The 11,151-nt window shown below is 62.3% G+C and carries 13 protein-coding genes and 1 pseudogene; 8 read left to right on the top strand and 6 right to left on the bottom strand.

The window, feature by feature from the left end; all coding sequences use genetic code 11:
• Positions 1-98: 98 nt before the first annotated feature.
• Together CV103_RS05065 and CV103_RS05060 are read left to right on the top strand one after the other, a co-directional pair.
• Positions 99-992: pseudogene (locus tag CV103_RS05065) on the top strand (IS3 family transposase); the annotation flags it as partial.
• A 14-nt stretch (positions 993-1,006) separates the two neighbouring features.
• Complete coding sequence (locus CV103_RS05060; protein WP_107394178.1) at positions 1,007-1,396, top strand: copper-binding protein; 390 nt, start codon at positions 1,007-1,009, stop codon at positions 1,394-1,396.
• Between the two features lie 110 nt (positions 1,397-1,506).
• On the opposite strand, the gene CV103_RS05055 is transcribed toward CV103_RS05060, so the two are convergent.
• The 4 genes from CV103_RS05055 to CV103_RS05040 form a co-directional block, all read right to left on the bottom strand.
• A complete protein-coding gene (locus tag CV103_RS05055) occupies positions 1,507-2,793 on the bottom strand; it encodes a Fic/DOC family protein (RefSeq protein ID WP_107394177.1) in 1,287 nt (428 codons plus the stop codon).
• 2 nt (positions 2,794-2,795) lie between these two features.
• A complete protein-coding gene (locus CV103_RS05050; protein ID WP_107394183.1) occupies positions 2,796-3,053 on the bottom strand; it encodes a hypothetical protein in 258 nt (85 codons plus the stop codon).
• A 128-nt stretch (positions 3,054-3,181) separates the two neighbouring features.
• The gene (locus tag CV103_RS05045; RefSeq protein ID WP_107394176.1) at positions 3,182-3,568 is read right to left on the bottom strand and encodes a DUF3768 domain-containing protein; all 387 of its coding nucleotides are present in this window, start codon (positions 3,566-3,568) and stop codon (positions 3,182-3,184) included.
• Between the two features lie 253 nt (positions 3,569-3,821).
• Entirely contained in the window at positions 3,822-4,754 is a 933-nt protein-coding gene (locus CV103_RS05040; protein WP_107394175.1) for a hypothetical protein, read from the bottom strand.
• 131 nt (positions 4,755-4,885) lie between these two features.
• On the opposite strand from CV103_RS05040, the gene CV103_RS05035 reads away from it, so the two are divergent.
• Genes CV103_RS05035 through arsH form a run of 5 tightly spaced genes read left to right on the top strand, consistent with a single transcriptional unit; the run spans position 4,886 to position 8,201 of the window.
• Positions 4,886-5,215 carry an ArsR/SmtB family transcription factor gene (locus tag CV103_RS05035; protein WP_107394174.1) on the top strand — a complete coding sequence of 110 codons (330 nt, stop codon included), beginning with the start codon at positions 4,886-4,888 and terminating at the stop codon, positions 5,213-5,215.
• A gap of 10 nt (positions 5,216-5,225) precedes the next feature.
• Complete coding sequence (locus CV103_RS05030; RefSeq protein ID WP_107394173.1) at positions 5,226-5,747, top strand: arsenate reductase ArsC; 522 nt, start codon at positions 5,226-5,228, stop codon at positions 5,745-5,747.
• On the top strand, positions 5,744-6,172 hold the full coding sequence (gene arsC, locus CV103_RS05025; RefSeq protein WP_107394172.1) for an arsenate reductase (glutaredoxin): 429 nt from the start codon (positions 5,744-5,746) through the stop codon (positions 6,170-6,172). The genes CV103_RS05030 and arsC overlap by 4 nt, the downstream gene beginning before the upstream one ends.
• Positions 6,172-7,458 (top strand): arsenic transporter, encoded by a 1,287-nt coding sequence (locus CV103_RS05020; protein ID WP_107394171.1) that lies wholly within the window; start codon positions 6,172-6,174, stop codon positions 7,456-7,458. Before arsC ends, CV103_RS05020 begins: the two co-directional genes overlap by 1 nt.
• Positions 7,458-8,201: an arsenical resistance protein ArsH gene (gene arsH, locus CV103_RS05015; protein WP_107394170.1), complete on the top strand. Its 744-nt coding sequence runs from the start codon at positions 7,458-7,460 to the stop codon at positions 8,199-8,201. Before CV103_RS05020 ends, arsH begins: the two co-directional genes overlap by 1 nt.
• Positions 8,202-8,231: 30 nt before the next feature.
• Here the strand turns inward: arsH and CV103_RS05010 are convergent, their stop codons facing one another.
• Positions 8,232-8,546: a hypothetical protein gene (locus tag CV103_RS05010; RefSeq protein WP_146163377.1), complete on the bottom strand. Its 315-nt coding sequence runs from the start codon at positions 8,544-8,546 to the stop codon at positions 8,232-8,234.
• 56 nt (positions 8,547-8,602) lie between these two features.
• Here CV103_RS05010 and CV103_RS05005 point away from each other — a divergent pair, with 56 nt between their 5' ends.
• Entirely contained in the window at positions 8,603-9,100 is a 498-nt protein-coding gene (locus CV103_RS05005) for an arsinothricin resistance N-acetyltransferase ArsN1 family B (protein WP_245896654.1), read from the top strand.
• Positions 9,101-9,298: 198 nt separating this feature from the next.
• Here CV103_RS05005 and CV103_RS05000 read toward each other — a convergent pair whose 3' ends face one another.
• Entirely contained in the window at positions 9,299-11,122 is a 1,824-nt protein-coding gene (locus tag CV103_RS05000; RefSeq protein WP_107394167.1) for a ParB/RepB/Spo0J family partition protein, read from the bottom strand.
• Between the last annotated feature and the right edge of the window lie 29 nt (positions 11,123-11,151).

Here is an 11,151-nt window from a genome sequence, read left to right as displayed (position 1 = left end):
CCGACGTTCCCCGCTCGCAGCAGCGCCAGTGGCCTGGTTTTGCGCCGCCCAATGGCCGGTTTTTGCTCCGCCGTTGACACGATCTCCCGGGCCGCAGGCCCAAAAAAACTGCCATTGCGCTCGACCTCGTTGCCGGGGGATGGCCAGTGAGCGCAGTCGCCCAGGCCGTAGGCATCGCAAGACCCCACCTGTCGGCGATCCGCAACCGACCATCACCGCGTCGACGGGGGCGGCCGCCGCTGCCCGATGCCGAACTCGTCTCCGATATCCGCGCGTTGATCGCTGACCTGCCGACATACGGCTATCGCCGTGTGCACGCATTGCTCCGCCGGCAGGCAGAGGCGACCGGACGCGCAGTGCCCAACGTCAAACGGGTCTATCGCGTCATGAAGCTGCATGGCCTCTTGCTCCAGCGGCACAGCGGCCGTGGCGAAGAGCGTCGACACGACGGCCGGATCGCCGTCGATATCCGCAACACCCGATGGTGCTCGGACGGCCTGGAGATCGGCTGCGACAATGGCGAGAAGGTGCGCGTCGCCTTCGCGCTCGACTGCTGCGACCGCGAAGCCATGAGCTACGTTGCGACCACAAGCGGCATCACAGCCGAGGACGTGCGTGACCTCATGGTCGCCACCGTCGAGCACCGCTTCGGTCAGGTAAATCATGTGCCCCGCCAGATCGAATGGCTCACCGATAATGGGAGCTGCTACACCGCACACGACACTCGCCGCTTCGCCCGCGACATCGGCTTGATCCCCAGAACTACGCCTGTCGAAAGCCCGCAATCCAACGGCATGGCCGAGGCGTTCGTCCGAACCCTCAAGCGCGATTACGTCCGCGTCAGCCCAAAACCTCACGCACGTGCCGTCTTCGAACAACTGCCAATCTGGATGGATCACTATAATCGCGTGCATCCGCACCGCGCTCTCGGCTACAGATCACCCCGCGAGTTTATCGACCGCTCAACCCGCGAGGACCCGTCAGGCCTTTAGGGGGCAACAACACTATGAAACTGCATGCATTTACGGCTCTCACCTTGATGATCTCTCTTGCCGCTTGCGGTTCAAAGAATGAGTCCGGCCAAGCTGATGCAACAAACACCGCCGCGCCAGCAGCCAACCAAAGCAATGCTGCGGCAGGCGGGATGGGCGATATGGCGATGTCGCCGACCGCCAAAATGGCCAAGGGCACGGGCAAGGTCACTGCGGTAGACAAGTCCGCTGGCACGATCACGCTTGATCATGACCCGATCGCCGAGGCGAAATGGCCAGCAATGACCATGGCGTTCAAGGCGGAACCATCGTTGATCGAAAGTGTGAAAGTCGGTGACGAAGTGAACTTCGATATAAAGCTTGACGGCAATGCCGGCGAAGTCGTCGCAATCGCGAAAAAGTAAGGTAGCGTGGCGCGGGTATGAGTAGCCGGCGCCACGCCATCAACCGATACCGGACAACACGATAAAGCCCCTTCCAAGTGCGGGCATGCAGCTCTCTACCGCATCCGATCCTAGCGGCCGCGATCCTTGACGGGCGAGGGCATGACCGGGGAAGGTACGTTGCCAAGATCGGCTTCAAGTGCGCTGCCGCTTCTGATGCGATCGGCAACGAGCTGACGGGTGGATTCCCCGATGGAGACGACCATACGTGCGCTTTCTCCGCGCTCACGGGCAGTCTGCATGGCAGCATCAACGATGCCCTGTGCCGCTGCCAACCGGGTATCGGCCAGATTGCTTTCGGGCGAGTTCTTCAGGAATACGGCGGCAAGCCGTTCCTGCCCTGGCGCATGGCCGGGAGGCAGGATCGGTCGCTCCAGGGCACGAACCGCACGCTGAAGCTGTACCGGCTGCTGGGCGTTGATCTGTACGCCCAAGGCCGCCCCGATCTCCCGCACGCGCTCCAGCGGTGTTTGCTCGGCGGAAATGACCGCATCGACCTGTCGTACGCCCAGGTAGGTCAGGAGATGGGATTGATAGACCGGCCCCTTGGCGTGTCGGACATAGGCCAGTTCGGTGCGCGCGGCGGCAATCTTCTCTGACGGCGCATCCTGTCCGATCAGCGTCCTCAGACGCTCGCCAGCCTGCTGGCGAGCGGGCGGAAGATACCGCTCCAGTTCCTCGCGCACCTTGTTCAAGGTGATGCGGTAACGCTGGCCTATCGGGGGCGCGCGCTGGGGAAGCAGGGCGATCCCATGTGCGCCGATCCGCGCTTCCGGCGCAGCGTCGCGCTGAACCGCAGCAGCTGCGAGCACGGACGCCATCGCGCGATGATCGCCGGTCAGGAAGCCATGCCGCGACGCATCCATCCAGAGTGTCTTGTCGATCGAGGCGATACGAATGGGATGGCCTGCCTCGCGCGCGATATGGGCGGCATGGTGGCGCATGGTGCGCCCATTGCCTTCGCGGAAAGGGTGAATGGCGTTGAGTTCGTTGATGTGGTTGCCAAGCCGGTCGAAAAACTCGTCGCGCGCGATGCCGCGAAAGCCATTCTTTGCCGCCATGTCTGCGAACAGCTTTTCGAGTTCGCGAGCGATATAGAGGGGTGCGGCAAAGCTCGATCCGCCCTTCGCGATGTTGACGCTGCGATCTTGGCCTGCCCAATCATAGAGGTCCTGGAACAGATGCTTGTGCAGGGTTCGGTAGCCTTCGGCCGAACCGGGGAAAATCTGGCGGGCGGCCTGTGCGCCGCGCGCCATCGTCAACCGCCGCTCAGCTTCATTGAGCGTGGCATCGTCAGTAATTCCAAGCCGGTTCCGCAGGATGTCGGTGCCGGGATATGTGTAGGGGTCGTCGACCAATGTCAGCCTGCAACAGAGTGCATTCCCGGCGTGTAGAGGCCGAGAATGATCGAGGCCATCAACGAGGGCGGTACGCCCTCGTCGAGCATTATGGCGAACAAGGCATCATCGTCATCGGTCGGCGTCATGTCCTCGATGACCAGATTTGCACGCGCATCGGCAACCTCTTCTCGCCAGAATGCGACCTGCTCGGGCGTGCCGCGCTCGAAGTCCATGCCTCGAACACGCTCGCGAAATACCTCAAGGTCGATCTGCGCCATCCCGTTCATCCTTTTCCCCGTTAACTCTACTCTGCCTATCGTGATTCCTCAACAAATCACTTGGTTGAGCGGTTGCGCAGCCGGGAAGATATGTCAGCCCCCCGGCTGCCGATCTGGACAGATAAGTTTCAGTATTCATTCGATAACATGATCGTCAGCACGCGCTTGGTGCGCTGCTCGTCCCACGGTGCATTACTGCCAAAGTCCAGATTTGGCTCATAATAGTCGATCTTCCAAAATACCGTCACCGCGACTGCCTCGTCATCCTCGGGCCGGTCCTGCGTCCAGTCACCCGATGCGAGGCGAAAAACCGCCCCGAAATCATGCTCACCATAAGGGTCATTGTTGTCGTCGAATTTCGAGAACCGCGCGATCAACGCCAATGCGGCGGAACGGTCGGGATCGGGGAGAGCCTGAAACCCCATCGTGACATTGGCGATGGACGTGACGCCGGGAATAGCGCGCGCCGCATCGTTCAAGCGGCGGATGGCATCGGTTTGCTCGGGGGTCTGCATCACTCTTTCTTTCCATCTGGCATGGGCTGCGAGGCCACGGGCCGGGCAACCCTGCCGTTCCGGCGAGGAACGGGATGGGGAGGGAGGGCGAGAATCTGCCGCTGGCGCGGGCGAGCCGTCATAGCGCGGCCGAAATCCCGCAGGGCTTCGGGTGCCGCGCTTGGCGGATTACACGGGCGGCCGATTGTCGTTCGGGGACGAAAGGGCAGCGCCCTTGGCGTTCCCCGCGACACGCCGATATGGGCGTGTCGCCTTAGCACATATCCTCGTAGCGCAGGCGCTTCCTCACCAATGGGATGTCCTGAAGATTCTTGACCACCCGGCTGTTGCCGCCCAGCTCGCGCCATTGCCTCTCGCGAGCGCGCGCAGCGACCAGCGAAAACTCCATGATATGGGCGACGGCCATGGCCGACTTGCCCATATCGAACAGCCGGTAACAGATTTCGACGCCGCGCGGGGTCAGGCAGCCGCTATGGTGGCGGTTGCCTGGCCAACGCGGGTCGAACATGCCAACCAGCTCGCTGCCTTCAAGCGATAGTTCGGAATTGACCGCTGCAATCGCATCGATCCGCTTGCGAACGAGTTTGCGGATACGGCGGTCGAGGCGCTTCAGATCGTCGCGCAGCGCGCGCTCGGTAGCCTCGAACAACAGGCTGCGCATACTTATCACGCCGACATAATGCTTGGCGATCGTCCGCTGCTCCAGCAGCAACCGCATGGCCTTGAGGCGGTCCAGCGACTCATAGTCGTATTGCTGCCGATCCGGCATGAAGGCGAGATGATCGCGGACCCAGGAATCCGGATTGAGATCGGCCGTCACCTGATCCAGATGGTGAGCGATACTGTTTCGCCGTCCGATCAGTTTGACCATTTCGCGGCGTTCATCGGCCGTCAGCACGCCTTCCTTGACCAACCAGTCGAAGGCTCGCTGCACTTTCTTGCGCTCGGGTACTTCCGGCGCGGGTTCGGTCGTCTCGTCATCGTTGCGCGAGAGTTTCCAGCGCTTTTGCGTATCAACGGTTTCAAGGACGCTGCGCTTCAATTCCTCGGCGTGATAGATGACCAGGATCATTTCCAAAGCGCGGTGCCGGATCATGCAACGCTCCAGTTCCGGCAACCGCCCGCGATACGGGTCAGTGAAGTGGCGCTTCCGGCCCTCCCATTGCGGTGTTTCAGTATCCTTCATGGGTCAACCATGCTGCAAAACAGGGCGCGCGGCGAGCAACTCTAAACGTATCTCACCATCGGAGGCGCAGGAATCCATCGGAAATTTGCGATAGGTGTTGACCGCGTAAACCCATCGGTTATTTGCGTTGCATGGAAATCGACTCTTCTCTCGCGATATTGGCGGCCCTGGGGCACCCCACTCGTCTCGACGCCTTTCGTCTGCTCGTTCGGCACGAACCTGACGGCATATCGACGGGTCAGCTCGTGGAAGCTTCGGGGCTGACACAAAGCACGTTTTCGACACATCTCGCTGTGCTTGTGAAAGCCGGGCTGGTCCTGCCTGAGAAACGCGGGCGCCAACAAATCCAGCGCGCGAACATAAAGGCGCTGAAGGATCTCATGCTGTTTCTGGCGAAGGACTGTTGCCAGGGCCGCCCCGAGCTTTGCGAACCGCTGGTTGCCGAACTCAACTGCTGCTGAAGGATTTACCGTGACTGATAAAGTCTACAATGTGCTGTTCCTGTGTACCGGGAACAGCGCCCGCTCGATCCTGGGCGAAGCCCTCATGAACAAGCTCGGCGAAGGGCGTTTCCGGGCCTACAGCGCCGGGAGCCAGCCCAAGGGCGATGTGCATCCCATGGCGCTGTCCGTGCTGACGGGCCTCGGCTTCGACACTGCGGGCATGCGGTCGAAGAGTTGGGACGAATTTTCCGCGCCGGACGCCCCGAAATTCGATTTCATCTTTACCGTGTGCGACAACGCCGCCGGTGAAACTTGCCCGGTCTGGATCGGGCATCCGCTTACCGCGCATTGGGGCATCGAAGACCCGGCAGCCGTAGAGGGCGAAGGCCAGCGCGAGGCATTTCTACAGGCGCTGCGCTTCCTTCAGAACCGGATTTCGCTGTTTCTCGCTCTGCCGATCGCCAGCCTCGACGAAATGGCGATGCGCAGCAAACTCAAGGAAATTGGGCAGGCCGAAGGGGCCAGCGCCAAAGCGGGAGCCGTCAAGTGACCACCGACATCATCATCTATCACAATCCCGAATGCGGCACGTCGCGCAACGCGCTCGCCATGATCCGCAATGCGGGTGTCGAACCGCATGTGATCGAATATCTCAAGACGCCGCCCACACGCGCTTTGCTGGTCGAACTGATCGACCGCGCCGGGATGGTCCCGCGCGATCTCTTGCGCGAGAAGGGCACCCCCTATGCGGAGCTGGGCCTGAGCGACACGTCGCTGTCGAACGACGCGCTGGTGGACGCGATGATGGCGCATCCGATCCTCATCAACCGCCCCCTTGTTGTGTCACCGCTCGGTGTAAAACTCTGCCGTCCTTCCGAGGCGGCGCTTGATCTGCTGCCGAAAGGCCAGCTCGGCGCATTCGCGAAAGAAGATGGCGAACAGGTCGTGGACACCTCGGGCCAGCGTATCGCCTGATGCTCCCAGCAATTCTGATCTTCATCGCGACGATCGCGCTCGTCATCTGGCAACCCAAGGGCCTCGGCATTGGGTGGAGCGCCATGGGCGGGGCGGTCGTGGCGCTGCTCGCGGGCGTTGTATCGCTTTCCGACGTGCCCGTGGTATGGGGCATTATCTGGAACGCGACTGGCGCTTTCGTCGCGATCATCGTCATCAGCCTGCTGCTGGATGAAGCCGGGTTCTTCGAATGGGCGGCGCTCCATGTCGCGCGCTGGGGCAAAGGCAATGGCCGCGTCCTGTTCGCCCTGGTCGTGCTACTCGGCGCGGCGGTATCGTCCCTGTTCGCCAATGATGGCACGGCCTTGATCCTGACCCCTATCGTTATCGCGATGCTGCGCGCGCTGGGTTATGGCGACAAGGCAACGCTGGCGTTCGTGATGGCGGCGGGGTTCATCGCGGACACCGCCAGTCTGCCGCTTGTCGTCTCGAACCTTGTCAACATCGTGTCAGCCGACTTCTTCAAGCTCGGCTTCGGCGAATATGCGAGCGTCATGGTGCCGGTGGACCTGGCAGCGATCGCCGCCACGCTCGGCGCGCTGATGCTGTTCTTCCGCCGCGACATACCGGCAAACTATGACGTCGCCGCGCTGCGTGCGCCGCGCGCGGCGATCCGGGACGCTGCGACCTTCCGCGCAGGTTGGGTCGTCCTCGCGCTTCTTCTCGTCGGCTTCTTCCTGCTCGATCCGCTGGGCGTGCCAGTCAGCGCGGTTGCCGCTGCCGGCGCCATCTTGCTCCTCGCAATCGCGGCGAGGGGCCATGTGATCGAAACCCGCAAGGTGCTACGCGGCGCGCCGTGGCAGGTCGTCATCTTCTCGCTTGGCATGTACCTCGTGGTCTATGGCCTGCGAAATGCAGGACTGACCGACCACTTGGCCGCGCTGCTCGATCACACCGCGCAAGGCGGGGTGTGGGGCGCCGCGCTGGGGACCGGCGTAATCGCTGCCGTCCTGTCATCCGTCATGAACAACATGCCGACGGTACTGGTGGGCGCGCTGTCGATCGACGCCACGCACGCCACCGGGGCGGTGAAGGAAGCGATGATCTACGCCAATGTGATCGGCTGCGATCTTGGTCCCAAGATCACGCCCATCGGCTCGCTCGCCACCCTGTTGTGGCTCCATGTCCTGGGCCAAAAAAACATCAAGATCGGATGGGGATATTACTTCCGCGTGGGCGCGACGCTCACTGTGCCCATCCTCCTCATTACCCTTGCGGCGCTCGCGCTGCGTATTGGAATTGCCTGATGCCTATCCGCGACCTTCCCGATCCCGACACGCTGCCCGCGCTTGATCCGGCCTTTATCCACCACCGGCCAGCGGTAGGGCTGGGCGCACTCGATCCTGCCCCGCGCATTCTGCTGCTCTATGGCAGCCTTCGCGAACGGTCTTTCTCCCGTCTCGCGGTCGAGGAATCCGCGCGGCTTCTGCGCCTGTTTGGCGCGGAAACCCGCATTTTCGATCCATCGACGCTGCCGCTGCCCGACCAGATAGCGGGTGACGATCATCCCGCCGTTCACGAACTGCGCGAACTGGCGCTGTGGTCCGAGGGCCAGGTGTGGTGCAGCCCGGAGCGGCACGGTCAGATCACCGGCATCATGAAGGCGCAGATCGATCATCTGCCGCTGGAAATGAAGGGAATGCGCCCAACGCAGGGGCGCACGCTTGCGGTCATGCAGGTATCTGGCGGCTCACAGTCGTTCAACGCCGTGAACACGCTTCGCCTGCTCGGCCGCTGGATGCGAATGTTCACCATTCCCAACCAGTCATCCGTGGCGATGGCCTATAAGGAGTTTGACGAAGCAGGCCGCATGAAGCCTTCGAGCTATTACGACCGCATCGTCGATGTGATGGAGGAGCTGGTGCGCTTCACTATCCTGATGCGCCCGCACGCGGTTCAGCTCGTCGATCGCTACTCCGAGCGCAAGCAGCTCGGGGTGCCTGTCGATCCCGCCACCGATCACTCCGCTATCGCGATCTCCGGCAGATAGTGCTCCACGGCGATGGGGGGAGGGCGAACATCATGGCGGGAAGCCATCCAGATGCTCGCCATAGCCTTCGGAACGGCACGCGTGCTGGTCTTGGCTTTCTGCCTCCCCTTCGCGGCGATGCTGCCTTTCATCACCGAGGCCTCCTACGTCGCTCGACGAGTGTGGCGACCTCGCCATCTTCTCTGTCGAGATCCCCGCTCCCTTCGTGGCGTTGCTCACCATCGGCTTGGCCGCCCGATGCTTCATGAAGCCGGTTTTGTCGTGGGCCATTTTCAGGGTTGCGCCCGCGGCGGTCTGGATTGTCGGCATTGTCTGGGCGGTGGGAAGAAACTGATATTGACGCACTGGAAAATCGCTCGCCAGAATGAGGCCATGCGTTCCGCTTCGTCATGGTCGCCCGCATGAAGGGACTGGCTCTTATCCGCGCCGCAACGACGGCCGACCCGCCCGCCATACAGGCGATCTATGCGCCCGTGGTCGAGCATACCGCCATTTCCTTCGAGGAAACGCCGCCCAGTGTGGCCGAGATGGCGGCGCGGATAGAGGTCACCATGCAGGATTATCCGTATCTGGTGGCAGAGCTGGATGGCCAGGTGGCTGGCTATGCCTATGCCAGCCAGCACCGCACTCGCGCGGCCTATCGCACATCCGTCGATGTGACGATCTACATTGCCGAGGGGGCAAGACGGAGCGGTGTGGGTCGCGCGCTATATGGCAAGCTGCTGCTTGCCCTTGCCGAGCGCGGCTTTCACGCGGCGTTCGCCGGCATTGCCCTGCCGAATCAAGGCAGCATCGCTCTGCACGAAAGCATGGGTTTCACACCTCTTGGTATCTATCATGAAGTGGGTCGCAAGTTCGGAAAGTGGCACGACGTGGGCTGGTGGCAACGGCTGCTGTGAAATAGCCCGCACCTTCTGGATTCCAGAGTTGCCCCGGCGCCGCGCGGCCTTGGTCGCGCGGCGCCGTGCGGTTCCGCCAGGAACAGCGAGCGCGCCCGTCATACCGTAGCATGGCGGGCGCGCCGGGGCGACGGGCCGCGCCGCACTGGATCTCGGTATGGAGAGAAGGGGGGCCGTTTGCACCAGCCCCCCATGCAATCAAGCGTCTTCGTTTTCGGCCATATCCTCTTCGTCGATCCTGTCGCTGTCCTGATCCATGCCGCCAGCGCGCTGATCGAAGGCACCGATCTTCATGGGCGCGGGAAGCCAGCCAGCGGGCAAACGCTCCGATACATTCACGGCAAGGTCGGTCTTTTTCTTGATGGTGGCGCAGTTCTCCGCGCTCGGCGCGCCCACTTCTTCGCGCAGCACTTCAATCAACGCGGCACGGCGCATCTTGTCGAACAGGGCAATGGGAGCCTTCCACCGCGCTGCGATGTCCACCCCGCTCGCACGGGCGATCTGCTCGAACTGGTGATGGCGCTGGCCGGGGGAGCCACCCGAAAACACGGTGCCGTCCACGGTCATGGCAACAAGGCCCGCCAGTAGCGTCATCTTGTCGTCGCCGGTCATGGCCCGGATCGCCTCGAACCGACCTTCTTCGGGGATGGAAGCGAAGCGGGTTGCCATCACTTCTTCGACGGCCTGCACGTCGCTGGTCGCCATCAACTCGTCAGCAACCTCCGTCCCGATGGTCTTGGCCTGCACCTCGGTGGCCATCTGGTAGCTGTGCGCGCCATGGAGCAACTGGCCTGCAAGGCTATCCAGCATGATGTCGAGCGCCAGCGCCGGGTCGGATGCGACGGCTTCCTGCACGATCCGCGTCTTGATGCGCGAGAGATCGGCGAACAGGGCATTGCTATAGAGCGGGGTCGGCCCATCATGGCTCGTCTTGGGCTTGGGTTCGGCCTTGGCGCGATAGACGCTCTTGCCCAGCGTACCGTCTCGCGAAATCCAAAGCGCCACGCCGCCCACCGACACCTGTTCGGCAGTAAAGGCGCGCTGCCCCTCCATGATCGCTTCTTGCTCGTCCACAAGCGGTTCGATCCGCTCGCTGTCTTCGCCTTCATCGTCGGCAATCGCCTCGATCTCGGCGGCAAGAACGGCCATGCGTTCCGCTTCGGCCCCGGTCGGCTCGCGCGTTGCGGGGTACATGCTGCCCTTCATATAGAGGTCGTAGGGCCGCTCGATTTCGGCGCGCACTTCATGCCACCCGATGCTGCGATAGTCGGCTGCGATGGCCTCCAGCATTTCCTCTGCCATTTCCTGCACCAGTTCGGGGCTGTCGGCAAAGCCCTCAACCCCTTGGCTGAACAGGTCCACGGTGATCGTGCCGCCCTTCGCCTCATAGGCTTCGCGTCCGACGAACAGGAATATACCGCTGGTTGTATCGACCTTTTCGGTAGTGAGCATCCGGCGGATGGTATGGGCCTGACCCTTCGCTGCCTTGCACACCTTCACTTGGAAGTCGTGATCGTCGGTGAGGGTCAACGCGCGGGCCGCTTCAAGGGTCAACTGGTCCTTGGCGATCAGGTCGATCAGTGCCGGGGCGAGCGCGGAAAGGCGCAGCATCTTATAGACGAAGCTGACGGCCTGACCGAACCGGGCCGCGATTTCCTCGGCGTCCATGCCGGTATCGCGCAGGGCTGCGAAGGCGCGGATGCTGTCGGCAGGGTGCATGTCCTCCCGCTGGAAATTCTCTGCCAGCGACAGTTCGATAGCCTCTTCCTTGCTGCGCACCTCGACGGGAAAAAGATCGCTGTTCCTGACCTTCTTGCGCTTCACCAGTTCCTTGAGGCCGCGATAACGCCGCCCGCCTGCGAACACCCACAACAGTCCGTCTTCCTCATAGGCGACAAGGTTCTGCAACAGGCCGTGCGCCTGAATGTCATCGGCCATTGACTCGATAGCCGATGGCTTGACGCGGCGCTGGTTGAGTGGGGAGAGACGAAGCTGCGACAGCTTGGCGGTGATGATAGCCATGATGGTTGCTCCTGATCTGTGGTGTCGAT

This window comes from Edaphosphingomonas fennica (genome assembly GCF_003034225.1).
In the GTDB taxonomy this organism is placed as follows: domain Bacteria; phylum Pseudomonadota; class Alphaproteobacteria; order Sphingomonadales; family Sphingomonadaceae; genus Sphingomonas_E; species Sphingomonas_E fennica.
Note: the sequence above shows the minus strand (reverse complement) of the source record. Positions and strands in the feature narration are given on the sequence as shown.

What these genes read in the sequence shown, in the direction of transcription:
- CV103_RS05060 (WP_107394178.1), top strand. Translation starts at nt 1,007, where the DNA reads ATGAAACTGCATGCATTTACGGCTCTCACCTTGATGATCTCTCTTGCC.
- CV103_RS05050 (WP_107394183.1), bottom strand. Translation starts at nt 3,053, where the DNA reads ATGGCGCAGATCGACCTTGAGGTATTTCGCGAGCGTGTTCGAGGCATG.
- CV103_RS05045 (WP_107394176.1), bottom strand. Translation starts at nt 3,568, where the DNA reads ATGCAGACCCCCGAGCAAACCGATGCCATCCGCCGCTTGAACGATGCG.
- CV103_RS05040 (WP_107394175.1), bottom strand. Translation starts at nt 4,754, where the DNA reads ATGAAGGATACTGAAACACCGCAATGGGAGGGCCGGAAGCGCCACTTC.
- CV103_RS05035 (WP_107394174.1), top strand. Translation starts at nt 4,886, where the DNA reads ATGGAAATCGACTCTTCTCTCGCGATATTGGCGGCCCTGGGGCACCCC.
- CV103_RS05020 (WP_107394171.1), top strand. Translation starts at nt 6,172, where the DNA reads ATGCTCCCAGCAATTCTGATCTTCATCGCGACGATCGCGCTCGTCATC.
- arsH (WP_107394170.1), top strand. Translation starts at nt 7,458, where the DNA reads ATGCCTATCCGCGACCTTCCCGATCCCGACACGCTGCCCGCGCTTGAT.
- CV103_RS05005 (WP_245896654.1), top strand. Translation starts at nt 8,603, where the DNA reads ATGAAGGGACTGGCTCTTATCCGCGCCGCAACGACGGCCGACCCGCCC.
- CV103_RS05000 (WP_107394167.1), bottom strand. Translation starts at nt 11,122, where the DNA reads ATGGCTATCATCACCGCCAAGCTGTCGCAGCTTCGTCTCTCCCCACTC.